The sequence below is a fragment of the Microbacterium esteraromaticum genome, assembly GCF_014084045.1.
In the GTDB taxonomy this organism is placed as follows: Bacteria; Actinomycetota; Actinomycetes; order Actinomycetales; family Microbacteriaceae; genus Microbacterium; species Microbacterium esteraromaticum_D.
Genome location: NZ_CP043732.1, coordinates 3199302 through 3223568, shown reverse-complemented (window position 1 = coordinate 3223568; position 24267 = coordinate 3199302). Strand labels below are relative to the sequence as shown.

Genomic DNA, 24267 nt, shown 5'->3' with positions numbered 1-24267 from the left:
CGTTGTCCGCGCATTCCGCAAGAAATACGCATTTCCGTGAGTAAGAACCAGGAGACTTTCGTGTCTGTCAAGATCGGTATCAACGGCTTCGGTCGTATCGGACGTAACTTCCTCCGCGCAGCTCTCGCGCAGAACGCTGACCTCGAGATCGTGGCGGTCAACGACCTCACCGACAACGCCGCTCTGGCACACCTCCTGAAGTACGACTCCGTCGGCGGCCCGCTCGGTGTCGAGGTCACGCACGAGGGCGACGTCATCACCGTCGGCGGCAAGGCCATCAAGGTCTTCGAGGAGCGCGACCCCGCAGCCCTGCCGTGGGGCGAGCTCGGCGTCGACATCGTCATCGAGTCGACCGGTCGCTTCACCAAGGCCGCGGACGCTGCAAAGCACATCGCCGGCGGCGCGAAGAAGGTCATCATCTCGGCGCCGGGCACCGACGTCGACGGCACCTTCGTGGTGGGCGTGAACGAGGACACCTACGACCCCGCCACCATGAACGTCATCTCGAACGCCTCCTGCACCACGAACTGCCTGGCCCCGCTCGCGAAGGTCTTCAACGACAAGTTCGGCATCGAGCGCGGCTTCATGATGACGGCCCACGCCTACACCGCCGACCAGAACCTGCAGGACGGCCCGCACAGCGACCTGCGCCGTGCCCGTGCCGCCGCGATCAACATCGTCCCCGCCTCGACCGGCGCCGCCAAGGCCATCGGCCTCGTGCTGCCCGAGCTCAACGGCAAGCTCAGCGGCTCGTCGTACCGCGTCCCGGTCCCCACCGGCTCCATCGTCGACCTCACGATCATCGCCGAGCGCGACGACCTGACCGTCGAGGAGATCAACGCCGCGTACCGCGAGGCCGCAGCCGAGGGTCGTCTGCAGGGCATCCTGGAGTACACCGAGGACCCGATCGTCTCCAGCGACATCCAGCTGAACGCGCACTCCTCGATCTTCGACTCCGAGCTGACCAACGTCAGCGGCAACCTCGTCAAGGTCTCGAGCTGGTACGACAACGAGTGGGGCTACTCCAACCGTCTCGTCGACCTCACCGAGTACGTCGCCGAGCGTCTCTGACTCATGGCGCTGCGCACTCTCGAGTCTCTGGGGTCCCTGGCAGGCAAGCGGGTCATCGTCCGCTGCGACCTGAACGTTCCGCTGCGCGACGGCGTCATCACCGACGACGGTCGCGTGCGGGCCTCGCTGCCGACGCTCAAGGCCCTCGCCGATGCCGGCGCACGCGTCGTCGTGTGCTCGCACCTGGGACGCCCTGACGGCGCCCCTGACCCCCAGTACAGCCTCGAGCCGGTCGCGCAGCGACTGTCGGAGCTGCTCGACGCGCCCGTCGCCTTCGCGGCGGACACCGTCGGCGACTCCGCACGGGACATCGTCGCGGGTCTCGAGGACGGCGGGATCGCCGTCCTCGAGAACCTGCGCTTCAACGCCGGAGAGACCTCGAAGGACGACGCGGCCCGCCGCGACTTCGCCGCGCAGCTCGCCGAGCTGGGCGACGCGATGGTGTCGGACGGGTTCGGCGTCGTGCATCGCAAGCAGGCCAGCGTGTACGACCTTGCCGAGCTGCTGCCCTCCGCCGCAGGGCTGCTGATCGCCGCAGAGCTCGACGTGCTCGACCGGCTGACCGAGAACCCGCAGCGTCCCTACACCGTGGTGCTCGGCGGATCGAAGGTCAGCGACAAGCTCGGCGTGATCTCGCACCTGCTGCCGCGGGTGGACCGCCTGCTCATCGGCGGCGGCATGCTCTTCACCTTCCTGGCGGCTGAGGGCCACGCCGTGGCATCCAGCCTTCTCGAGAAGGATCAGCTCGACACCGTCCGCGGCTACATCGCCGAGGCGACGCAGCGCGGGGTCGAGCTCGTGCTGCCGACGGACGTCGTCGTCGCCTCCGGGTTCGCGGCTGACGCCGACCACGAGGTCGTCGCGGCGGATGCCATCGAGCAGAGCTCGTTCGGAGCATCCGGTATCGGCCTGGACATCGGCCCCGACACGGCCGCCGCGTTCGCCGACGCCGTGCGCTCCTCGGCGACGGTCTTCTGGAACGGGCCCATGGGCGTGTTCGAGTTCGCGGCGTTCGCCGCCGGCACCAAGGCCGTCGCACAGGCGCTCACCGAGGTCGACGGCCTCGGCGTCGTCGGCGGCGGCGACTCCGCAGCCGCCGTGCGTCAGCTCGGATTCTCGGACGACCAGTTCGGCCACATCTCGACGGGCGGAGGAGCAAGCCTCGAATTCCTCGAGGGCAAGAAGCTACCGGGCCTGACGGTCCTCGGATGGGAGTGAACCCTGTGACCAGCGCGAAGAACCGCCGTACCCCGCTCATCGCCGGCAACTGGAAGATGAACCTCGATCACCTGCAGGCCGTAGCCACGGTGCAGAAGCTGCACTGGACGCTGAAGGACGCAGGGCACGAGGGCGATTCGGTCGAGGTGGCGGTCTTCCCGCCCTTCACCGACATCCGCAGCGTGCAGACGCTCATCGACGCGGACAAGATCCCGTTCGCCCTGGGCGCTCAGGATCTGTCGGCACACGACTCCGGCGCGTACACCGGCGAGGTCTCCGGTGCGTTCCTGTCGAAGCTGAACGTCGGCTACGCCATCATCGGCCACTCCGAGCGTCGCGAGTACCACCGTGAGGACGACGCCGTCGTCAATGCGAAGGTCAAGGCAGCGCTGAAGCACGGGCTCGTGCCCGTGATCTGTGTGGGGGAGACCGCGGAGGACCTCGAGCGGTTCGGCGCCAGTGCAGTGCCCGCGGGGCAGCTCGAGAAGGCTCTCGACGGGGTGCCCGCGTCCGCGGACATCGTCGTGGCCTATGAGCCCGTGTGGGCGATCGGCTCGGGTCAGGCGGCGACGCCTGCTCAGGCGCAGGATGTCTGCGCAGCCCTGCGCGGGGTTCTCGCGAAGACCCTCGACGAGGACGCCGCCGCGCGCACCCGCGTGCTGTACGGCGGATCGGTCAAGTCGGGCAACATCGCGAGCTTCATGCGCGAGCCCGACGTCGACGGCGCTCTGGTCGGAGGTGCGAGCCTGGTCGTGGACGAATTCGCGGCGATCGTGCGCTTCCAGAAGCACGTCGGCGTGTGAGTCGGGGCGGGGCGCGCGAGCGCCTCGTCCTATAATTGACCGCTAGGTGGGCCATCGGCCCCGGCGAAAGGCTTTTCCGTGCAGGTTCTCGAGTTCGTTCTGCAGGTGCTCACTGGCATCACCAGTGTGCTGCTGACGCTCCTCATTCTTCTCCACAAGGGCCGCGGTGGCGGCCTCTCCGACATGTTCGGCGGCGGCATGTCCGCTGCGGTGGGCTCTTCGGGCCTCGCCGAGCGCAACCTGAACCGATTCACGATCGTGCTCGCGCTGGTCTGGTTCATCTCGATCGTCGCGCTCGGTCTCATCACGAAGTTCCAGGTGATCTGATGGCGACCGGAGGAAACGCGATCCGCGGCACGCGTGTCGGCTCGGGCCCGATGGGCGAGCAGGACCACGGCTACCACGCCGACCGCATCGCCGTGTCGTACTGGGATGGTCTGGGCAACGAGACCGTCCGCTACTTCGCGGCAGGGCTCCCCGACGAGGAGATCCCCGAGATCATCGACCACCCGCAGAGCGGTCTTCCGGCCGGTCGCGACCGCGAGAACCCGCCGGCTCTCGCCAAGGCGGAGCCGTACAAGACGCATCTCGCGTACGTGAAGGAGCGCCGCACCGACGCAGAGGCCGAGCAGCTTCTGGAGGACGCCCTCACCCAGCTGCGCGAGCGTCGCGGCGGCAGCTGAGCCCCGCATCATCAGAACCCCCGGAGTCATCGGCTCCGGGGGTTCTGCGCATTCACTCCGGCGAGATCACCGCCCGAATCAGCAGAAGGCCCCCACCTGGCGGTGGGGGCCTTCTGATCGGAGGGGATGACGGGAATCGAACCCGCGTCATTAGTTTGGAAGACTAAGGCTTTACCATTAAGCTACATCCCCGGAATTCCGGGGCTTGCGCCCTCTGCGATGCCCCGCAGAGCGAAGCACCTCGTAAAGCATAGCGGACGGAGCGACGTGTTCCGTCCGTTAGACTCGTGAGGGCCGTTCCCGTGTGTGCGGGTTCACGCCGGGGCGTAGCTCAGCTTGGTAGAGCGCCCGCTTTGGGAGCGGGAGGTCGCAGGTTCAAATCCTGTCGCCCCGACCACGGTCCCAAGACTTCACGACCGCGCCGTTCGCGCGGAAACCACAAGGAGAACACACCAGCATGGCCAACAGCACCGTCGAGAAGCTGTCCCCGACCCGGGTCAAGCTCACCATCACGGTCACCCCTGAGGACCTCAAGCCCAGCATCGCGCACGCCTACGAGCACATCGCTCAGGACGTCCAGATCCCCGGCTTCCGCAAGGGCAAGGTCCCCGCTCCGATCATCGACCAGCGCGTCGGCCGCGGCGCCGTCATCGAGCACGCGGTGAACGAGGCGCTCGACGGCTTCTTCCGCGAGGCCGCCGCCGAGCACAACGTCCGCATGGTCGGACGCCCGGCCGCCGACATCACGCAGTGGCCGAACGAGAAGGACTTCTCGGGTGACCTGCTCGTCGACATCGAGGTCGACGTGCGTCCCGAGATCGAGCTCCCCGAGCTCTCGGACATCACCCTCACCGTCGACGCAGTCGAGGCGGACGAGGCCGCGATCGACGCAGAGCTCGACAGCCTGCGCGCACGCTTCGGCACCCTGATCCCCGTCGACCGTCCCGCCGCCAAGGGCGACTTCGTCGAGCTCGACCTCGTCGCGACGATCGACGGTGCCGAGATCGACCGCGCCGACGGCGTGTCGTACGAGATCGGCTCGGGCGAGCTGCTCGAGGGCATCGACGAAGCGCTCGACTCCCTCACCGCCGGCGAGGAGACCACCTTCCGCTCGGCCCTCGTGGGTGGCGACCACGCCGGCGAGCAGGCTGAGGTCTCGGTCGCGCTCAAGGCCGTCAAGGAGCGCGAGCTGCCCGAGGCCGACGACGACTTCGCGCAGATGTCGTCTGAGTTCGACACCGTCGCCGAGCTGCGTGCGAGCCTCGCCGAGCGCGTCGCTCAGCAGGGCGTGTTCACCCAGGGTGCCGCCGCTCGCGACCAGCTGATCGAGAAGCTGCTCGAGCAGGTCGACATCCCCGTCCCCGCTCAGCTCATCGAGGACGAGGTGCACGCGCACCTCGAGAACGAGAACCGCCTCGAGGACGACGAGCACCGGGCCGAGGTCGCCGAAGCCAGCGAGAAGCAGTTCCGCACGCAGGTCCTGCTCGACACGATCGCCGAGAGCGCGAACGTGCAGGTGTCGCAGGAGGAGCTCAGCCAGTACCTGATCCAGTCGGCCGCCCAGTACGGCATGGCTCCGCAGGAGTTCGTCGAGGCGCTGCAGGGTGCGGGCCAGCTGCCCGCCCTCGTCGGCGAGGTCGCGCGCAACAAGGCTCTCGCCGCCACGCTCGGCAAGGTGAACATCGTCGACAGCAACGGCGCCAAGGTCGACCTGTCGGAGTTCATCGGCGACGCCGAGGACGAGGACGCCGCTGAGGCCGAGGAGGCCCCGGCCGCCGAGGAGAAGCCCAAGAAGGCTCCGGCCAAGAAGGCTCCGGCCAAGAAGAAGGCTCCCGCCGAGAAGGACGCCGCCGACGAGGCGGAGGCCGAGAAGCCCGCCGCGAAGCGCCGCACTGAGCGAGCGGAGCGAGACGAAGTGAAGGCTCCGGCCAAGAAGGCTCCGGCCAAGAAGGCTGCGGCCAAGGACGAGGCCGACAAGGCCGAGTGATCACCGCGTGATCGCACGAAGGGCGGATGCTGCGGCATCCGCCCTTCGTCGTACGAGGAGGACGACATGGATCAGGTACCCGAAGAGTGGCAGTCGCGCATCGACGCGGTGTGGGAGGACGATGCGCTGGACGACGGGGAGCGCATAGCCCGGATCGACGAGCTCGCCGCGGAGCTCGACGCAGGGCATCCGGTCGCGCTGTTCGAACGCGCCGGTGCGCGTGACAGCGCGGGGGAGGAGGAGGCGGCCGAGCCGCTGTACCGATCAGCGCTCGATGCCGGACTCGACCCCGTGCGGCGCACGCGGGCGATCATCCAGCTCGCCAGCACGATCCGCAATCTGGGCAGGGTCGACGAGTCTCTCGCGCTGCTGGCCGACGAGTACGAGCGCACCCGCGGGGCGGCGATGGCCGACGAGGCCGCGGCCTTCTATGCGCTCGCGCTCGTCTCATCCGGCGACGCGACGCGCGGTGCATCCATCGCGTTGACCGCGCTCGCTCCGCACCTGAGCCGCTACACGCGATCCGTCACGGGATATGCGGCCGAGCTGCTGAACCCGAGGAGCGTCTGAGCGGGGCACCGCCACGCTGATATGCCGACGGCGAACACGGGCGGGCGCGTGCGTTGTCGCCGGTAGATTCGAAACACCGAAACACGGAAACAGGAGCTGACATGGCTGAACCCCTGATGGCGACGAGCGTCTTCGACAGGCTGCTCAAGGACCGCATCATCTGGCTGGGCTCTGAGGTGCGCGATGAGAACGCGAACGAGATCTGCGCGAAGATCCTCCTTCTCGCCGCCGAGGACTCTGAGAAGGACATCTACCTCTACATCAACTCGCCCGGTGGCTCGATCACCGCAGGCATGGCCATCTACGACACCATGCAGTTCGTGCCCAACGACATCGTGACGGTCGGCATCGGCATGGCCGCGTCGATGGGCCAGCTGCTGCTCACCAGCGGCACCAAGGGCAAGCGCTACATCACTCCGAATGCCCGCGTGCTGCTGCACCAGCCGCACGGCGGATTCGGCGGCACGGCGAGCGACATCCAGACCCAGGCTCAGCTGATCCTGTCGATGAAGCGACGCCTCGCCGAGATCACGGCAGCCCAGACCGGCAAGACGGTCGAGCAGATCAACGCCGACGGCGACCGCGACCGCTGGTTCACCGCCGACGAGGCGCTCGAGTACGGATTCGTCGACCACATCCGCGAGCACGCCAGTGACGTGCACGGCGGCGGCGGCACCGGCGCGGACAAGTAAGGCAGGAAGACAACGCATGTACACACCCACGTTCCGCGCCGCCGGCAACCTGCCCTCGAGCCGCTACATCCTCCCGCAGTTCGAGGAGCGCACGGCCTACGGCTTCAAGCGTCAGGACCCGTACAACAAGCTGTTCGAAGACCGCGTGATCTTCCTCGGCGTGCAGGTCGACGACGCCTCGGCGGATGACGTCATGGCGCAGCTGCTCGTTCTCGAGAGCCAGGACGCCGAGCGCGACATCACCATGTACATCAACTCGCCCGGCGGCTCGTTCACGGCGATGACGGCGATCTACGACACCATGCAGTACGTCGCGCCGCACATCCAGACGGTCGTGCTCGGACAGGCCGCATCCGCGGCATCCGTCCTGCTCGCGGCCGGCGCCCCCGGCAAGCGCCTCGCGCTGCCGAACGCCCGTGTGCTGATGCACCAGCCGGCGATGGGCGAGGCCGGCCACGGACAGGCATCCGACATCGAGATCCAGGCAGCCGAGATCCTTCGCATGCGCACCTGGCTGGAAGAGACCATGGCACGCCACACCGGCAGGCCCGTCGATCAGATCAACCGCGACATCGACCGCGACAAGATCCTCTCGGCGAACGAGGCACTCGAGTACGGCATCGTCGACCAGGTGCTCACCTCGCGCAAGCGAGGCTGAGAATCCTCTTCCGAAGAGCGGTCCGGACATCCGTCCGGGCCGCTCTTCGCATGTGCGCCTGCCGCGGAGACGTGCGCCTGCCGCGGAGGGGTGGCTCCGTTCCGTCGGCGCGAGGCGCACATCGCCGCGTGAAGCGCACGCGGCGATGAACGCGGATCGCCAACGGATGCGCGGGCGGATGCCCACGTGCTGCTCATCTGAGCAGAACAGTGCGCGCACGTCGGAGGGCTCCTAAGCTGGACGCGGAAGGAGGATGCCGTGGACGACGAACTGCTCATGGTGCGTGTCGCCGAGCTCTCGTACGACGAGAACAAGACGCAGGACGAGATCGGCGCCCTCCTCGGCATCTCGCGCTGGAAGGTCGGACGGCTGCTCGTGCAGGCCAGGGAGCTCGGCATCGTGCGGATAGAGATCGTGCACCCGCGAGCGCGCCGACTGGGCCTCGAGAGGGCCATCGTCGAGCGGTTCGGGCTGCGCGACGCCGTCGTCGTCCCCGCCCCCGACGAGCAGGATGCCGTGCTCGAGCGCGTCGCGCGAGCCGCGGCCGACATGCTCACCGCCCTTCGCCCCGTGCCGCGCACCCTCGCCGTGAGCTGGGGTCGCACCCTCACAGCTATCGCCGATGCCCTGCCGGAGGGCTGGACACGTGGCGTCACCGTCGTTCAGGCGAACGGAGGCGTGAGCCTCAACCGGCGGGCCGGTGGTGCGGCGTCCGTCGCCGCCACGATCGCGCAGCGCGGTGGAGGCCAGGCGGTGCTGCTGCCGAGCCCCGCGATCCTCGAGCGGGTCGAGACCAAACGTGCGATCGAGTCCGATCGCACTGTCGCCGCGATCCTCGAGCAGGCTGCGGGGGCGAACACGTTCCTGTTCACCGCCGGGCCCGCCGATGCCGGATCCGCGCACGTCGAGAACGGCTATCTCACCAGTGACGACATCGCGGAGCTGGTGCGCCGCGGCGCCGTCGGAGACCTGCTCGGCCGCTACATCGATGCCGACGGCAACATCGTCGACCCCCGCCTCGACGCCCGCACCGTCGGCGTCGGACTCGATCAGCTGCGCGCCGCGCCCCGATCCATCTTCGTCACAGCCGGTGCTGCCAAGCACGACATCGCTCGCACAGTCGTGAGCAACGGGCTGTGCAGCATCCTGGTGACCGACGAATCCACCGCCCGTGAACTCTTGGAGGAGAAGTGACGACAACAGAACTGGCCCGCCGCAGTGCGGTCGACGTCCTGGGCGGTGAGCCCGATGACCAGACCCTGCGACGCTTCCTGCACGGGCTGCCCGGCGTCGACGCCGTCGGCCTGGAGCAGCGCGCGGCCGGGCTCGGCACGCGCTCGATCAAGACCACGTCGAAGGCATGGGCGCTCGACAGGATCATCTCGCTGATCGACCTGACGACCCTCGAGGGGGCCGACACAGCGGGCAAGGTGCGCTCGCTGGTCGCGAAGGCGAAGAACCCGGATGCCGCCGACTCCGGCACCCCGCTCGTGGCCGCGGTCTGCGTGTACGGCGACATGGTCGGCCACGCCGTCGAGGCACTCGGCGATCTGCACGGCGACCCCGACGACGGCCGGATCTCGGTCGCCGCCGTCGCGACGGCCTTCCCGTCAGGACGCTCGTCGCTCGAGATCAAGCTGGCCGACACGGCGGATGCCGTCGCCGCGGGAGCAGATGAGATCGACATGGTCATCGACCGGGGGGCCTTCCTCGAAGGACGCTACGGCTTCGTGTTCGACCAGATCGCCCAGGTGAAGGAGGCGTGTCGCCGTGAGGACGGCAGCTACGCCTCGCTCAAGGTCATCATGGAGACCGGTGAGCTCAACACCTACGACAACATCAAGCGCGCATCGTGGCTGTCGATCCTCGCAGGAGGCGACTTCATCAAGACGTCCACGGGCAAGGTGCAGCCGGCGGCCACGCTTCCGACCACGCTGCTCATGCTCGAGACCGTGCGCGACTGGCACCGTGCGACCGGCGAGAAGATCGGCGTGAAGCCGGCAGGCGGCATCCGCTCGTCAAAGGATGCGATCAAGTACCTCGTCACTGTCGCCGAGACCGCGGGCGAGGAGTGGCTGCAGCCCCACCTGTTCCGCTTCGGCGCCTCCAGCCTTCTCAACGACGTGCTGCTGCAGCGCCAGAAGCTCACCTCCGGACACTACTCCGGCCCCGACTACGTGACCATCGACTAGGAGCCCCGCATGTCATTCCTGGAATACGCTCCCGCGCCGGAGTCCAAGGCGATCCTGCGCCTCAACGACAGCTACGGCCTGTTCATCGACGGCGAGTTCGTCGACGGCTCCGGCACGAGCTTCCACACCATCTCGCCCGCCGACGAGAGCCGGATCGCCGAGATCGCCTCGGCGTCCGACGAGGACGTCGACCGTGCCGTCGCCGCTGCTCGGCGGGCTCACGACAAGGTGTGGTCGAAGATGAGCGGTCGTGACCGCGGCAAGTACCTGTTCCGCATCGCGCGACTCGTGCAGGAGCGCGCCCGCGAGCTCGCCGTCGCCGAGAGCCTCGACAACGGCAAGCCCATCAAGGAGAGCCGCGATGTGGACGTGCCGCTCGTCGCGTCGTGGTTCTTCTACTACGCAGGATGGGCCGACAAGCTCGACTACGCCGGCCTCGGTGCCGACCCCAAGGCGCTCGGAGTCGCCGCACAGGTGATCCCGTGGAACTTCCCGCTGCTCATGCTGGCGTGGAAGGTCGCCCCGGCTCTCGCCGCGGGAAACACCGTGGTGCTCAAGCCCGCCGAGACGACCCCGCTCACCGCGCTGATCTTCGCCGAGATCCTGCAGCAGGCCGACCTGCCGGCGGGTGTGGTGAACATCGTGACCGGCGCCGGCGCCACGGGTGCGACCCTGGTCCGTCATCCGGACGTCGACAAGGTGGCGTTCACCGGCTCCACCGGCGTCGGTCGCGACATCGCCAAGGCGATCGCGGGCACGAACAAGAAGGTGACCCTCGAGCTCGGCGGCAAGGCGGCGAACATCGTCTTCGACGACGCGCCGATCGATCAGGCGGTCGAGGGCATCGTGAACGGCATCTTCTTCAATCAGGGCCACGTGTGCTGCGCCGGCAGCCGGCTGCTCGTCCAGGAGTCAATCCACGACGAGGTCGTCGACCGGCTCAAGCACCGCCTGTCGACGCTGCGGCTGGGCGATCCGCTCGACAAGAACACCGACATCGGCGCGATCAACTCCGCAGCTCAGCTGGCGCGCATCCGCGAGCTGAGCGAGATCGGCGAGGCCGAGGGCGCAGAGCGCTGGACCGCGGACTGCGCCATCCCCGAGAAGGGCTTCTGGTTTGCGCCGACGATCTTCACCGGCGTGGAGGCATCGCATCGCATCGCCCGCGACGAGGTGTTCGGCCCCGTGCTGTCGGTGCTGACCTTCCGCACGCCCGCCGAGGCCATCGCGAAGGCGAACAACACGCCCTACGGGCTCTCCGCCGGGATCTGGAGCGACAAGGGCTCGCGGATCCTCGCGGTCGCCGACCGGCTGCGCGCCGGTGTGGTGTGGGCGAACACCTTCAACCGTTTCGACCCGTCGAGCCCGTTCGGCGGATACAAGGAGTCCGGCTACGGCCGTGAGGGCGGCCGCCACGGGCTGACCGCGTACCTGAAGGGAGCCTCGGCATGAGCAAGCGTCTCACCGTTCCGAAGACCTACAAGCTGGCCATCGGCGGCGCGTTCCCGCGAAGCGAGTCGGGGCGCACCTATGAGGTCGTCTCGCCGAAGGGCGCCTTCCTGGCGAACGCCGCGAAGGCATCGCGCAAGGACGCGAGGGACGCCGTCGTCGCGGCGCGTGCGGCCGTGAAGGGCTGGTCGGGAGCCACCGCCTACAACCGCGGTCAGGTGCTGTACCGGGTGGCGGAGATCCTCGAGGGCCGCCGTGCGCAGTTCGTCGACGAGATCGTCGACCAGGAGGGCGGCTCCGCCGCCGCCGCGGGAGCACAGGTCGATGCAGCCATCGACCTGTGGGTCTGGTACGCGGGCTGGTGCGACAAGTACGCGCAGGTCGGCGGGAACGCGAACCCCGTGTCGGGCCCGTACTTCAACATCTCCGTGCCCGAGCCCACCGGCATCGTGGCGACGGTCGCACCGCAGGACTCGGCGCTGCTCGGTCTGGTCTCGGCGATCGCGCCGGCTCTGGTCACCGGCAACACGGTGGTCGTCGTGGCGAGCGAGCGATTCCCGCTGTCGGCGATCAGCCTGGCCGAGGTGCTCGCGACCAGTGATGTGCCAGGGGGAGTGGTGAACGTGCTCACCGGCTCACCGGCCGAGATCGCTCCGTGGCTGGCATCTCACGCCGACGTGAACGCGCTCGACCTCGCGGGCGCGGGCGCCCTCGACTGGGTGGACCTCGAGATCGCCGCGGCCGACACGCTCAAGCGCGTCCTCCGACCAGGCACGGTAGAGCCGAGCCTCGACCGGATCACGGCGTTCACCGAGACGAAGACGGTGTGGCACACCAAGTCGATGGTGTGAGCAGCTGACGAGAGACGAGGGCCCGGCGGATGCGCCGGGCCCTCGTGTCGTCGTGCCCGGACCGTCAGTCCTCGACGCTCGACGCGGCGCCGGCCAGCAGCTCGATCGAGATGGCGGAGATGTCGATGACGTGCTTGGCCAGATAGAGCGGCTTCGAGGGTGCACGGGTCGTGTAGGTCACGGTGAGGAGGTTGCCGGAGTGCCCGCGTCCGAAGCGTCTGGTGTCGGTGATGTACGGCGACAGCCGCAGTGATGCGAGCGTCGCCTTCGTGCGGTACTGCGACCCGAGCTGCGCGTACATCGTCGCCTCTTCGAGTTGAGGCGCCGGTTCGTGACCGGCCTGGATGAACTCGAGAGCGCTGGCCAGAACCTTGCCGCCGACGACGATCTCGCTCTCCCACGTGCAGATCTCGTCGCCGCGCGAGATGTCGAGCAGCCGGGAGTTCCATTCGGTCGCGGGCGACACCGTTCTCGCGATACGGCGCACGACGACCTTCTTCGCGGTGCGCACGGTCTCCTCGAGCGGCAGCACCGTGCCGTCGGTGGCGGGTGCGGTGCCCGCGACGTGTCGCCGCCTGCCCGGTCCGCGTTCGATGACCCCGTCCTCCTCGAGGAGCGCGAGGGCCTGGCGGACGGTGGTGCGGCTGACGCCGAGCTGTCGGGTGAGCTCCTCTTCGGTGGGAAGGGCCCCCGTTCTGTCGTCGCTGCGCGAGAGCGCATCGAAGAGGCGGTCGTAGACCTGCACGGCGAGCGGGCGGCGATCTCGCACCGGGGGCAGCTGCATGAACGTCATTCTGTCAGTGCTTCACTCTCGGTCTCAATGTGTAGTATGTTGTCGAGCATTAGACATTGTAGTCACTTTGTATAAAGGAGCGGCCAGTGCAGGCAGCGAGCCCCGTGCACATCGTCGGCGGATTCACGATCGACGCGATCATCCGCGCCGACGGATCGTGGGTCACCGGACAGCTCGGTGGCAACGCGCTGTGGGCGGCTGCAGGCGTCGCCGCGCTGGCTCACGGCTGCCCTGTCGCCCACGCCGTGGTGGGCGATGACTATCCGGCCGATGCGCTCGCCGACATCAGCGCTCACGGGGTGGACGTCACCGCGGTCCAGCGCAGGACGCAGCAGCGTAACGCGCGCGTCACCTTCGAATACCTCACCGACGGCTCGCGCTCGCAGCCGGCGCCCGCCGGTGCCGTCGCGGTGCTGCCTCATGCCGTGCAGCCCGAGTTCGCCGACACGACCCGTGACACATCTCTCACGCTCGCGTCGCTTCCCGACGCCGGCACGGTGCGCACCGCTGCGGGCCGGGGCGGAGCCTGGCACCTCGGGCTGCTGCCGGGGGCGCGCTTCGGCGAGCTCGTCGCCGCGCTGCGCGGAGGCGGTGCGTCCAGCATCCAGGCCGACTGCCCTGCGCGGTTCGAGCTGCGTCGGGACGGCGACGCGGTGCTGCGCACCCACCTGCGCGACCTGGACGTGTTCCTTCCGAGCAGCTCCGACACCGATGTGTTCGCACCCGGAATCCCTCATCGCGACCTGATCAGCCGCTTCCACGACTACGGCGCGCCCGTGGTCGTGCTCAAGCGCAGCGAGCACGGTGCGATCGTCTCCGACGCGCACACCGGAGAGGCCTGGTCGATCCCTGCTCTCCCCGTGGGCGAGCACCTCGATGCGACCGGCGCGGGCGACGTGTTCTGCGGAGTCTTCGCACACGTGCGCACCACGGGCGCCGCGCTGGTCGAGGCCGCCGTCGAAGCCACCGTGGCGGCGAGCCGTGCTCTCCATGTCGCCAGCCCTCTTGCCCTGACCAGACCCGATGAAGAGCGATGGCTGGCCGATTGCGCCCGCATCCGAGAAGGAGTGACCCCGCTATGAGGAAGACCACGATCGGCGTGATCGGCAATGCCGCCCGCCCCGGTGTCGAGCTGCCCGCCGAGCTGCTGCAGGCAGCTCGCGACGTGGGTCGCGGTATCGCCGAGGCCGGCGCCGTACTCGTGAACGGCGGCACGGGCGGCGTGATGGAGGCATCCGCCGAGGGGGCGCAGAGCGCGGGCGGCTTCGTCATCGGCTTCCTGCCCCAGGCCGACTACAGTCACGCGAACCCCCACCTCGACGTCGCCCTTCCCACCGGCATGGGCACCATGCGCAATGTGCTCACCGCCCGCTGCTGCGATGCCCTGATCATGGTCGGCGGGGGCGTCGGCACCCTGAACGAGCTCACCATCGCCTACGACGTCGGCACACCGGTCATCGTTCTTCGCGGCACGGGCGGGTGGTCCGACCGCATCGAGCTGTCGCTCATCGAGCAGCGCTGGCTCGACGAGCGGCGCACCTCCGAGATCGAGTTCGCCACCGATCCCGCCGACGCCGTCGCGCAGGCGCTCGCGGCCGTCTCGCGTCCTCGCCGCGAGGGCGGGCTCGTCGCCCACCTCGGCCACGCCGGCAACTGAACCTCCTCCACACAACCCGAACCCCCGCAAGGAGAACAATGATGTCCATCCGCTCCCGTGCCCTGCTCGCCACGGCATCCGCGACGATCCTCGCCCTCGGCCTCGCCGGCTGCTCCGCACCGGCGGGCGATGGCGAGGGGTCGTACGGCGACCTGGCGCTGCAGCTCTCGTTCGTGAAGAACTCCCAGAACATCGGGGAGTACCTGGCCGACTCGGAAGGCCACTACCTGGACGAGGGATTCACCGGCGTCGACCTGATCGCCGGCCCCACGGCCGTCGAGGCCTCGGTGGCCTCCGGCAAGGCCGACGTGGGCTTCTCGACCGCGCTGACTGCGGCGAACGTCATCTCCAAGGAGAAGATGCCCGTCAAGATCGTCGGATCGGTCTACCAGCGCAACGCCTTCACGATCCTCTCCATCGAAGGACCGGACGCCATCCGCACTCCGGCCGACCTGGAGGGCGCGCGCATCGGCGTCACCGCCGGCACCGCGCAGATCATCGTCGAGGCGCTCGCCCGCGCCAACGACATCGACCCCGCGAGCATCACCTTCGTGCCGGCCGAGGGCAACCCGGCCCTGCTCACCGGTGGTGAGGTCGACGGATACTTCGGCCTCGACACCAACGAGCGCATCGTCCTCGAGCAGCAGGGAGCCGAGGTGGTCTCGCTGCCGCTGGCCGAGAACGGACTGCCGTTCGCGGGCACCAGCTTCATCGTCACCGACGAGGCGATCGCCAAGGACCGCGAGCGCATCAAGGCGTTCCTGATGGCGGAGATCCAGGGGTGGACGGACGCCATCGCCGACCCGCAGGCCGGCGTCGAGCTCACGCTGACCGAGTACGGCTCCGACCTCGGTCTGAACCCCGAGAAGGAGGCGGCGCAGGCCGAGATGCAGAACGACTACGTGTATCCGGAGTCGATCCGCGAGAGCGGACTCTTCCTGCTCACCCCTGAGCAGATCGACGCGAACATCCAGGCGATCGGCTACGCGGGCGTCGACATCGACGCCGAGGACCTGTTCGACATGTCCCTTCTCGAGGAGATCTACGAGGAGAACCCCGAGCTTCTGAAGGTGACCAAGTGAGCGCCGCCGCCGACGTCATCCGCGATGTGACCGCGAGCACGCAGCAGCAGGGCGAGGGCTTCACACTCACCGGCCTCACCAAGCGGTTCGGCCGCGGTGCCAAGGAGGTGGTCGCACTGTCGGACGTCTCGCTGTCGACGCGACGCGGCGAGCTGCTCGCACTGCTGGGGCCTTCGGGGTGCGGCAAGTCGACGATCCTGCGGATCCTCGCCGGACTCGACGAGCCGACATCCGGCTCCGCCCTCGTGCACGGAGAGGACCCCGCGCGGATCCGCGCCGCGCACCAGATGGGCATCGCCTTCCAGGACTCCGCTCTGCTGCCGTGGCGCAGCGTGTACGCCAACGTGCGCCTGCCGCTGGAGATCTCCGGCGTCGACGTGGATCGCGACGAGCTCAACGAGCTGATCGCCCTCGTGGGCCTGAAGGGCTTCGAGAACGCGAAGCCGGCGCAGCTGTCCGGCGGAATGCGTCAGCGCGTCTCGATCGCGCGAGCACTGGCCGTCCAGCCCTCGGTGCTGCTGCTCGACGAGCCCTTCGGTGCGCTCGATGACATGACGCGGCAGAGGATGAACCTGGAACTGCAGCGCATCCTCGCAGCCAAGCCGGCATCCACCCTGCTGGTCACGCACGGCATCACGGAGGCGATCTTCCTCGCCGACCGTGTGGCCGTGATGAGCGCGCGTCCCGGCCGGGTCAAGAGGATCCTCGAGATCGACCTGCCTCGCCCGCGTACCCCTGAGCTGATGCGATCGCCCGAGTTCCACGCCCTGGTCGACGAGGCCACCGAGCTGCTCTTCGAGGAGCGCAACGGGCTGCCCTCCGACGGGAGCGCTCGATGAGCGCGACCGTCGCGATCGCCACCGGAGCCCCGAGCGCACGTCGTCGCCGCCTCGACCCCCGTCTGGTCGGAGTGTTCGGCACCCTCGGCATCGTCGCAGTCTGGTGGATGCTCGCCGCGGGTCCGCTCGCAGCGGCGGGGACGATCCCGACGCCGCCGGCGGTCGTGGCGCAGCTGGTGCAGGACGGGTTCGCCTTCTACGTGCCGAACACGACCGTCACGATGCTCGAGGCCGTGCAGGGCTACGCGATAGGGGTCGGTCTCGGCCTGGTCGCGGCGGCGACGGCACTCGTGCTCCCGATCTCGGAGCGGTTCGTGGTGCAGATCGCGGTCATCAGCTACTGCGTGCCCATCGTCGCGATCGGCCCGATCGTCTACCTGCTCGTCGGCGCACCGCGCGGCGGGGGCCCCTCCGGCACCGCCGTGGTGCTCGCGGCGTTCGCCGTGTTCTTCACCACGGTCATCAATGCGCTGCTCGGTTTCCGATCCGCGGATCGGCGCGCGCTCGATCTGGTCACCGCGTACGGCGGCGGAGCCGCGACCCGACTGCGCAAGGTCCAGGTGTTCTCCGCGCTGCCCTCGATCTTCAGCGCTCTGAAGATCGCGGCACCCGGTGCCCTCCTGGGCGCGATCCTGGGTGAGTACGTCGGCGGGGTCGACCGGGGACTGGGACCCGCCATGGTGAACGCCCAGCAGAACATGGACGTCGAGCGGACCTGGGGCGTCGCGATCGTCGCGGCGGCGATCGCGGGTGTCTCCTTCGCCGTGATCGGGCTGCTCGAGAGGCTCGCACGCGCCGTCGGCCTCGTGGCAGAGAGCACCACGGCGGGATTCGGCGCCGACGACGCGCTCCGCGGAGCAGGGGGATGGCGCGCGATCGCGTCGAGCATCGCGACGGTCGCGCTGCTCGTCGTGCTGTGGGATCTCGCGCTCCGGGTATTCGGGGTCTCTCCATTCGTCGGCAAGGGGCCTCTGGAGGTGATCGCGCACTTCTTCACAGCAGAGGAGGCCGCCGTAAACCGGGCGCAGATCGGCGCAGACACCGCGGTCACACTCGGACACGCGGCGATCGGCTTCGGCGCGGGTCTCGGGGTCGCCGCGATCGTGGCCGTGCTGTTCGTGCTGGTCCCGCCGCTCGAGTTCGCGATCATGCCCCTCGCGATGATGATGCGTTCGGTGCCGCTCGTGGCCCTGGCGCCGATCGTCATCCTCATCTTCGGCCGCGACATCATGACGCTCTCCGTGATCGGAGGCCTCGTCGTCTTCTTCCCGGCACTGGTGAACCTGACGATGGGCCTGCGCAGCACCCCGCCCCAGCTGACAGACCTCATCAGCGTGTACGGCGGTCGGGGCACGACGGTCATGCGCCTGGCGCGGGTGCCCGCCGCTCTTCCGGCGCTGTTCTCGTCGATCAGGATCGCGATCCCCGGCGCCATCGGCGGCGCTCTGCTCGCAGAGTGGCTGGCCACCGGCAACGGGCTGGGCTACGCGATCGTCTCGGCGATCGGCCGCTCCGACAACACCAGCGTGTGGGCCTGCGTGGTCGCGATCACGGTGTCGTCCCTCGCGCTGTACGGCCTCGCCTCGATGGCCGAGCAGCTCGTCCGCCGCCGGTGGGGCGGCTGACGCGGGTCATGATCCACGGGCCCGATTCCGACGACAGCGGAGCCGGGCCCGTGTCATCCGCCCGTCAATGCGGCCTCGCGTCGGAGCCAGCGGTTACGCTCGATTCAGGATCTCTCATTCCCCCTGAGGAGGACGGGCATGGCACGCATCGGTGAAAGCGCTGATCTGTTCAAGTGCTCTTTCTGCGGAAAGAGCCAGAAGCAGGTGCAGCAGCTCATCGCCGGCCCCGGCGTCTACATCTGCGACGAATGCGTCGAGCTGTGCAACGAGATCATCGAAGAGCGCATGGCAGAGGCCGGCGCCGGTCCGGTCGCCGACTTCGAGCTCCCCAAGCCGCGCGAGATCTTCTCGTTCCTCGAGGAGTACGTCGTGGGGCAGGAGGCCGCGAAGCGCTCGCTCGCCGTGGCCGTCTACAACCACTACAAGCGCGTCCGCGCCCGCGGCACCATCCAGACCGCAGAGCAGAAGGCCGAAGAGGTCGAGGTCGCCAAGAGCAACATCCTCATGCTCGGCCCGACCGGCTGCGGCAAGACCTACCTCGCACAGACCCTCGCCAAGCGGCTGAACGTGCCGTTCGCGGTGGCGGACGCGACCGCGCTCACCGAAGCGGGCTACGTCGGCGAAGACGTCGAGAACATCCTGCTCAAGCTCCTGCAGGCTGCCGACTACGACACCAAGCGCGCCGAGACCGGCATCATCTACATCGACGAGATCGACAAGATCGCCCGCAAGGCCGAGAACCCGTCGATCACCCGCGATGTGTCCGGCGAGGGAGTGCAGCAGGCGCTGCTGAAGATCCTCGAGGGCACAGTCGCCTCCGTGCCCCCGCAGGGCGGTCGCAAGCACCCGCATCAGGAGTTCCTGCAGATCGATACGACGAACGTGCTGTTCATCGTGGCGGGCGCGTTCGCCGGCCTGGAGGACATCATCTCGGCTCGCGTCGGCAAGCACGGCGTCGGCTTCGGCGCACCGCTGCACGACAAGGGCAAGGACCTCGACCTCTTCAGCGAGGTGCTGCCGGAGGATCTGCACAAGTTCGGGCTGATCCCCGAGTTCATCGGGCGACTGCCCGTCGTCACCTCGGTCTCGCCGCTCGACCAGGATGCCCTGATCGACATCCTCACCGGCCCGCGCAACGCGCTCGTCAAGCAGTACCAGCGCATGTTCGAGATCGACGGCGTGCAGCTCGAGTTCGAGGAGGACGCGCTGCGATCCATCGCCGACCTGGCGGTGCTGCGCAAGACCGGTGCGCGCGGACTCCGCGCGATCCTCGAGGACGTGCTCGGACCGATCATGTTCGAGATCCCCTCAGCGGAGGACGTCTCGAAGGTCGTCGTCACGAAGGCAGCTGTCGAAGAGGGCGCCCCGCCGACCGTGGTGCTCTCACGCAAGCGCAAGAGCGCCTGAACCCGTGACGGACGACCGCCCACAGCCCTGGCGGGTGGTCGGAACGCGTACGATCGCGGCTGATCGCTGGATCCGGCTGCGCGCGGACGAATGCGAGGATGTCGACGGGCGGCGGATCACCCCGTACTACGTGCTCGAACCCGCGGACTGGATCTCGGTGCTCGCGCTCGATGACCGCGGCGACGCCATTCTGGTGGAGGAGTACCGGCACGGAGCCGGCATCGTCGCCCTGGGCACGATCGGCGGTGCGGTCGAGGCCGACGAGGCTCCGATCGCCGCCGCGCATCGCGAGCTGCGCGAGGAGACCGGCTTCGCAGCATCCCGAATGATCGACCTCGGCGCGACCTGGGCGAACTTCGGCAACCACACCAACCGCGTGCATCACTTCCTCGCTCTTGATTGCACCCGGGCGGGCGGGCAGAGCCTCGACGAGACGGAGGCGATCGCCGTGCGAGTGCTGAGCTTGTCAGGTCTGGGGGAGCACCTCGCCCAGAGCTACCACCAGCTCACCTGGTACAAGGCGATGGAGTGGATGGCCGGCTCCGAACCACCGTGATCCGGCGAGCGGCTCAGCCATCCAGCCCACGGCGCTTCAGCAGGGGAGCGATCTCCGCGTCCCGGCCGCGGAAGTCGCGGTACGCGTCCAGCGGATCCTTCGAGCCGCCGACGCCGAGCAGCCGTCGGCGGAAGCGGTCGCCGTTCTCGCGGGTCAGACCTCCGTTCTCATGGAACCATTCCACTGTGTCGGCGTCGAGCACCTCGCTCCAGATGTACGAGTAGTAGCCGGCGCTGTATCCGCCCGAGAAGATGTGCGCGAAGTACGCCGACGAGTATCTCGTCGGCACGACGGGATCGAGCAGTCCGACGTCATCGAGGGCCGCGCGCTCGAACTCGGCGACATCTTCTGCGACGAAGTCAGGGCCGACACGATGCCAGGCCTGATCCAGCCACGCCGCCGCGAGGTACTCGCTGGTCGCATGCCCCTGGTCGAAGGTCTCGGATGCGCGCAGCCGCTCGACGATCGCCGGATCCAGCGGCTCGCCCGTCTCGTGATGGCGCGCGTAGCTGCTCAGCACCTCGTTCCACAGGATCCACATCTCGTTCACCTGGCTCGGGAACTCGACGAAGTCGCGGAACACGTTCGTGCCGGAGAAATGAGGGTAGGTGACCCGGGCGAACAGCCCGTGCAGCGCGTGACCGAACTCGTGGAACAGCGTGGTCACCTCGTCGAGGGTCAGCAGGGTGGGCAGGCCGTCTGCAGGCTGCGGCACGTTGAGGTTGTTCGCCACCACAGGCAGGGTGCCGCGCAGTGCCGACTGGCTCACGATCGGGTTCATCCACGCACCGCCCCGCTTGGAGTCGCGCGTGTACAGGTCGAGCACGTAGACGCCGACGGCGGCACCGTCCTCGTCATGCACCTCGAACACCCGTGCGCCACGGTGGTACGAGACCAGATCGGGGCGCTCGGTGAATGTGACCCCGTAGAGCTTCGTGGCGGCGAAGAAGACACCGTCCTGCAGGACGCGCTCGACCTCGAAGTACGATCGCAGGGCCGCGGTGTCGATGTCGTAGCGGGCCTGACGCACCTTCTCGGTGCAGAACGCCCAGTCGTGCGCCTCGAGGGTGAACGGCTCGGCCTCGGTCTCGTCGATGATCCGCTGCAGAGCCGCGGCCTCGCGATGCGCGTTGCGCGCGGCGGGAACGGCCAGCTCGCGCAGCATCCGCTCCACAGCCTCGGGGAGCCGGCCGTCTCGTCCGCGGTGACGTACGCGGCGTGCGAGTCGTAGCCCAGCAGCGCGGCGCGCTCGGCGCGCAGCGCGACGATCTCGGCGAGCACCGCCCGGTTGTCGTGCTCGTTTCCACGCGCGGCGCGGGTGAGGGACGCCTGCATGATGCGCCTGCGGCTCTCGCGCACGGTGAGGGATGCCAGGTACGGGTGCCCGCTGAACAGCGGCAGCGACACCAGGTAGCGACCTCCCAGTCCGCGCTCGCTCGCGGCGCGCGCCGCAGCGCTGAGCTCACCGGGGGAGAGGCCGTCGAGGTCGGCGACCTCGTCGAAGACGACGGCGAGGTCGTTCGTGTCGTTCAGCAGGTTCTTCTCGAAGGTCGTGCTGAGCGTCGAGAGGCGCTGGTTCAGCGAGGTCAGTCGCGCCTTGGCCTGGTCGTCGAGCGCCGCACCTGCATGGGTCATCTCGCGGAAGTGCCGCTGCACGAGGTAGCGCTGCTCGGCGGTGAGCTCGAGCTGATCGAGCGCCGAATGCACCTGTGACACCCGCCAGTAGAGGGCGCCGTCGAGGCGGACGGCATCGTCGTGCGCGGCCATCAGCGGGGCGAGCTGCTCGTCGACCTCCTGGATCTCGGCCGTCGCATCGGCGGAGCTGACGGTGTAGAAGGCGTGGGCGACGCGATCGAGCAACTCGCCGCTGCGCTCCAGTTCCTCGATCGTGTTCTCGAAGGTCGGCATCGATCGCTTCACCGTGATCGCGCGGACCTCGGCGAGGTGCTCGTCGAAAGCCGCGCGGAACGCGGGCAGGTAGTGCTCGGGCCGGATGGCCGCGTAGTCCGGCATCCCGTAGGGGAGCGTCGAGGGGGACAGGAGCGGATTCACGGCCTCGGTCATGAGCCGAGTCTATGGCCGGGTCGCTCAGCCGCTGAGGCGCCCCATCACGCGCTGCAGTCCTTCGACGACGAGGCGCACGCTGCGACGGCGAAGCGTCTCGGGCCGAGCGAGGACGTCGATGAGGCGGTGCGTGCTCACGCCGAGCAGGGGGATGCGCACGATCTCGCTGTCGTCGACGCTCCGTGAGGTGAAGCGGGGGAGCAGCCCGATCACATCCCCCGCCGCGACGGCGGCAGCGACGGCACCATAGTCGTTGATGCGGTGCTGCACGCGCGGGGCGACGTTCGCGACCGCTGCGATCGCGCCGAGCACGTCATCCGGGGAGTATCCGATGCGGCTCGTGACCCAGCGCTCCCCGGCGATGTCGGAAGGGGACACAGACGAGCGTCCGGCCAGCGGATGCGAACCGGCGACGGCCACGTCCAGCGGCTCGCGCACGAGCGTCAGGCTGCGCACACCCTGCGCGGGCCAGGGCTCCGAATGCTCCATCCGGTGCGCGAGCACCAGGTCGTAGCGAGCGGTGAGCGCGGGGAACTCGCTCTGCGCAACATCTTCGTCGGTGAGCTGAACGCTCGGAGCGTCCTCGCTCTCGGAGAGCTCTCGCAGCAGCGCCCCGAACAGCGCCTGGCCCGCACTGTGGAAGCCGCTCACGCTGACGACGCCGGCGGCATCCTGTTCGAAGGCGTCGAGTGCGCCGCGGGCGGCGGCCATGGCATCCAGGGCCTCGCCGCCCGCCTCGGCGAGGACCTGGCCTGCAGCTGTCAGCACGAGGGTGCGGCCTTGACGCCGGGTCAGCGGGGTGCGCACTCCACGCTGCAGCGCGGCGAGTTGCTGAGAGACGGCCGACGGCGTCACGCGCAGCGCCTCGGCGACGGCGGTGACGCTGCCGAGCGCACCGAGCTCACGCAGGATCTGCAGCTGATGGAGTTCCACAGCTCGATTCTACTTTCAGTTCTGCTTAATCGACCATGCAGGAAGAGGTCGTTGCTCTACATCGTCGGGTGCGGTGTGATCGAAGCATGAAGGCACTGTTCAAGAGCGGGCCGCGCGCCGGCTTCGAGCTCGTCGATCGCCCCGATCCCGTCGCGGGCACGGGCGAGGTGGTGATCCGAGTGCTGCGCACCGGGATCTGCGGCACCGATCTGCACATCCACCGGTGGGACGAATGGGCCGCCTCCGCGATCGAGGCGCCGCTGATCCCCGGGCACGAGTTCTACGGCGAAGTCGTCGAGGTCGGCGACATGGTGCACGACATCTCCGTCGGAGACCGCGTCTCGGGCGAAGGGCACATCGTCTGCGGCACGTGCCGCAACTGCCGAGCCGGACGCCGCCAGATGTGCATCCGCACGATAGGCCTCGGCCTGCAGCGCGACGGCGCCTTCGCCGAGTACCTCTCACTGCCGGCCACGAACGTCTGGGTGCATCACGACGATGTGACTCCCGAGCTCGGAGCGATCTTCGACCCGCTCGGCAACGCCGTGCACACCGCCCTGATGTACCGCGTGATCGGCGAGGACGTGCTGGTCACCGGATGCGGACCGATCGGTCTCATGTCGATCGCCGTTGCCCGTCACGCGGGGGCGCGCTTCATCGTCGCCACCGATGTCAGCGCGCCGCGCCTCGAGATGGCGACGCAGATGGGCGCGGACGCGGTCGTCGACGTCTCCAGGCAGGACATCCGCGAAGCGCAGCGGGCGCTCGGGATGCGCGAGGGCTTCGACATCGGCTTCGAGATGAGCGGTGCGCCGTCGGCGCTGCCGGCGATGATCGACAACATGAACCACGGCGGGCAGATCGCCATGCTCGGGCTTCCCAGCGCTGGTTTCGACATCGACTGGGGCAAGCTGGTCACCCACATGCTCACGATCAAGGGCATCTACGGACGCGAGATGTTCGAGACGTGGAACGCCATGGGCGCGATGCTGCAGACGAGCGCCGCGCTTCGCGAATCGATCACCCGGGTCATCGCCGACGTGATCCCCGCGCGCGACTGGGAGCGCGGCTTCGCGGCCGCGGAGTCGGCGGGCACGGGCAAGATCATCCTCGACTGGACAGAGCTGTAAGGAGCCG

At 68.6% G+C, this 24267-nt stretch carries 23 protein-coding genes, 2 tRNA genes and 1 pseudogene; 22 read left to right on the top strand and 4 right to left on the bottom strand.

From position 1 onward, the window contains the following. The first annotated feature begins 60 nt into the window (after nucleotides 1-60). From gap to FVO59_RS15520, 5 genes are all read left to right on the top strand, one after another. Nucleotides 61-1071 (top strand): type I glyceraldehyde-3-phosphate dehydrogenase, encoded by a 1011-nt coding sequence (gene gap, locus FVO59_RS15540; RefSeq protein WP_182253436.1) that lies wholly within the window; start codon nucleotides 61-63, stop codon nucleotides 1069-1071. A 3-nt stretch (nucleotides 1072-1074) separates the two neighbouring features. Beyond that, complete coding sequence (locus FVO59_RS15535; protein ID WP_182253435.1) at nucleotides 1075-2289, top strand: phosphoglycerate kinase; 1215 nt, start codon at nucleotides 1075-1077, stop codon at nucleotides 2287-2289. Next, nucleotides 2280-3092, top strand: coding sequence for a triose-phosphate isomerase (gene tpiA, locus FVO59_RS15530; protein ID WP_182253434.1), 813 nt, complete (start codon nucleotides 2280-2282; stop codon nucleotides 3090-3092). The genes FVO59_RS15535 and tpiA overlap by 10 nt, the downstream gene beginning before the upstream one ends. Nucleotides 3093-3170: 78 nt before the next feature. After that, on the top strand, nucleotides 3171-3419 hold the full coding sequence (gene secG, locus FVO59_RS15525) for a preprotein translocase subunit SecG (RefSeq protein ID WP_182253433.1): 249 nt from the start codon (nucleotides 3171-3173) through the stop codon (nucleotides 3417-3419). Then, complete coding sequence (locus FVO59_RS15520; protein ID WP_182253432.1) at nucleotides 3419-3775, top strand: RNA polymerase-binding protein RbpA; 357 nt, start codon at nucleotides 3419-3421, stop codon at nucleotides 3773-3775. The genes secG and FVO59_RS15520 overlap by 1 nt, the downstream gene beginning before the upstream one ends. 121 nt (nucleotides 3776-3896) lie before the next feature. On the opposite strand, the gene FVO59_RS15515 is transcribed toward FVO59_RS15520, so the two are convergent. Beyond that, nucleotides 3897-3967 (bottom strand) — tRNA-Gly (locus FVO59_RS15515). A 128-nt stretch (nucleotides 3968-4095) separates the two neighbouring features. On the opposite strand from FVO59_RS15515, the gene FVO59_RS15510 reads away from it, so the two are divergent. The 9 genes from FVO59_RS15510 (at nucleotide 4096) to FVO59_RS15470 (ending at nucleotide 12174) form a co-directional block, all read left to right on the top strand. Continuing rightward, a tRNA-Pro gene (locus FVO59_RS15510) sits at nucleotides 4096-4172 on the top strand. A gap of 60 nt (nucleotides 4173-4232) precedes the next feature. Continuing rightward, nucleotides 4233-5762, top strand: a complete 1530-nt coding sequence (gene tig / locus FVO59_RS15505) for a trigger factor (protein WP_182253431.1) — start codon at nucleotides 4233-4235, stop codon at nucleotides 5760-5762. A 66-nt stretch (nucleotides 5763-5828) separates the two neighbouring features. Further along, nucleotides 5829-6332 carry a tetratricopeptide repeat protein gene (locus FVO59_RS15500; RefSeq protein WP_182253430.1) on the top strand — a complete coding sequence of 168 codons (504 nt, stop codon included), beginning with the start codon at nucleotides 5829-5831 and terminating at the stop codon, nucleotides 6330-6332. A 53-nt stretch (nucleotides 6333-6385) separates the two neighbouring features. After that, the gene (locus FVO59_RS15495) at nucleotides 6386-7024 is read left to right on the top strand and encodes an ATP-dependent Clp protease proteolytic subunit (RefSeq protein WP_259363301.1); all 639 of its coding nucleotides are present in this window, start codon (nucleotides 6386-6388) and stop codon (nucleotides 7022-7024) included. Between the two features lie 16 nt (nucleotides 7025-7040). Next, nucleotides 7041-7682, top strand: coding sequence for an ATP-dependent Clp protease proteolytic subunit (locus FVO59_RS15490; protein WP_182253428.1), 642 nt, complete (start codon nucleotides 7041-7043; stop codon nucleotides 7680-7682). Nucleotides 7683-7940: 258 nt separating this feature from the next. Beyond that, on the top strand, nucleotides 7941-8876 hold the full coding sequence (locus tag FVO59_RS15485) for a sugar-binding transcriptional regulator (RefSeq protein ID WP_182253427.1): 936 nt from the start codon (nucleotides 7941-7943) through the stop codon (nucleotides 8874-8876). After that, nucleotides 8873-9874 (top strand): deoxyribose-phosphate aldolase, encoded by a 1002-nt coding sequence (deoC, locus tag FVO59_RS15480; RefSeq protein ID WP_182253426.1) that lies wholly within the window; start codon nucleotides 8873-8875, stop codon nucleotides 9872-9874. The genes FVO59_RS15485 and deoC overlap by 4 nt, the downstream gene beginning before the upstream one ends. A 9-nt stretch (nucleotides 9875-9883) precedes the next feature. Beyond that, on the top strand, nucleotides 9884-11326 hold the full coding sequence (locus tag FVO59_RS15475; protein ID WP_182253425.1) for an aldehyde dehydrogenase family protein: 1443 nt from the start codon (nucleotides 9884-9886) through the stop codon (nucleotides 11324-11326). Continuing rightward, the gene (locus tag FVO59_RS15470; RefSeq protein ID WP_182253424.1) at nucleotides 11323-12174 is read left to right on the top strand and encodes an aldehyde dehydrogenase family protein; all 852 of its coding nucleotides are present in this window, start codon (nucleotides 11323-11325) and stop codon (nucleotides 12172-12174) included. Before FVO59_RS15475 ends, FVO59_RS15470 begins: the two co-directional genes overlap by 4 nt. A gap of 64 nt (nucleotides 12175-12238) precedes the next feature. Here FVO59_RS15470 and FVO59_RS15465 read toward each other — a convergent pair whose 3' ends face one another. Then, nucleotides 12239-12958 carry a GntR family transcriptional regulator gene (locus FVO59_RS15465; RefSeq protein WP_182253423.1) on the bottom strand — a complete coding sequence of 240 codons (720 nt, stop codon included), beginning with the start codon at nucleotides 12956-12958 and terminating at the stop codon, nucleotides 12239-12241. Nucleotides 12959-13053: 95 nt separating this feature from the next. Here FVO59_RS15465 and FVO59_RS15460 point away from each other — a divergent pair, with 95 nt between their 5' ends. The 7 genes from FVO59_RS15460 to FVO59_RS15430 all read left to right on the top strand — a co-directional run bounded on the left by FVO59_RS15460 (nucleotide 13054) and on the right by FVO59_RS15430 (nucleotide 20133). Further along, complete coding sequence (locus FVO59_RS15460; RefSeq protein WP_182253422.1) at nucleotides 13054-14049, top strand: carbohydrate kinase family protein; 996 nt, start codon at nucleotides 13054-13056, stop codon at nucleotides 14047-14049. Further along, nucleotides 14046-14624 (top strand): TIGR00725 family protein, encoded by a 579-nt coding sequence (locus FVO59_RS15455; RefSeq protein ID WP_182253421.1) that lies wholly within the window; start codon nucleotides 14046-14048, stop codon nucleotides 14622-14624. Before FVO59_RS15460 ends, FVO59_RS15455 begins: the two co-directional genes overlap by 4 nt. Before the next feature lie 38 nt (nucleotides 14625-14662). Next, nucleotides 14663-15706, top strand: a complete 1044-nt coding sequence (locus tag FVO59_RS15450) for an ABC transporter substrate-binding protein (RefSeq protein WP_182253420.1) — start codon at nucleotides 14663-14665, stop codon at nucleotides 15704-15706. Next, a complete protein-coding gene (locus FVO59_RS15445; RefSeq protein WP_430736312.1) occupies nucleotides 15703-16545 on the top strand; it encodes an ABC transporter ATP-binding protein in 843 nt (280 codons plus the stop codon). The genes FVO59_RS15450 and FVO59_RS15445 overlap by 4 nt, the downstream gene beginning before the upstream one ends. Then, nucleotides 16542-18170 carry an ABC transporter permease gene (locus FVO59_RS15440; RefSeq protein WP_182253419.1) on the top strand — a complete coding sequence of 543 codons (1629 nt, stop codon included), beginning with the start codon at nucleotides 16542-16544 and terminating at the stop codon, nucleotides 18168-18170. Before FVO59_RS15445 ends, FVO59_RS15440 begins: the two co-directional genes overlap by 4 nt. A gap of 138 nt (nucleotides 18171-18308) precedes the next feature. Continuing rightward, a complete protein-coding gene (gene clpX, locus FVO59_RS15435) occupies nucleotides 18309-19577 on the top strand; it encodes an ATP-dependent Clp protease ATP-binding subunit ClpX (RefSeq protein WP_182253418.1) in 1269 nt (422 codons plus the stop codon). A gap of 34 nt (nucleotides 19578-19611) precedes the next feature. Next, nucleotides 19612-20133 carry an NUDIX hydrolase gene (locus FVO59_RS15430; RefSeq protein WP_182253417.1) on the top strand — a complete coding sequence of 174 codons (522 nt, stop codon included), beginning with the start codon at nucleotides 19612-19614 and terminating at the stop codon, nucleotides 20131-20133. 13 nt (nucleotides 20134-20146) lie between these two features. On the opposite strand, the pseudogene FVO59_RS15425 reads toward FVO59_RS15430, so the two are convergent. Both FVO59_RS15425 and FVO59_RS15420 read right to left on the bottom strand, forming a co-directional pair. Next, nucleotides 20147-22197: pseudogene (locus FVO59_RS15425) on the bottom strand (M3 family metallopeptidase). Between the two features lie 24 nt (nucleotides 22198-22221). Continuing rightward, entirely contained in the window at nucleotides 22222-23130 is a 909-nt protein-coding gene (locus FVO59_RS15420) for a LysR family transcriptional regulator (protein WP_182253416.1), read from the bottom strand. An 86-nt stretch (nucleotides 23131-23216) separates the two neighbouring features. On the opposite strand from FVO59_RS15420, the gene tdh reads away from it, so the two are divergent. Beyond that, entirely contained in the window at nucleotides 23217-24260 is a 1044-nt protein-coding gene (gene tdh / locus FVO59_RS15415) for an L-threonine 3-dehydrogenase, zinc-binding type (protein ID WP_182253415.1), read from the top strand. The last annotated feature ends 7 nt before the right edge of the window (nucleotides 24261-24267 follow it).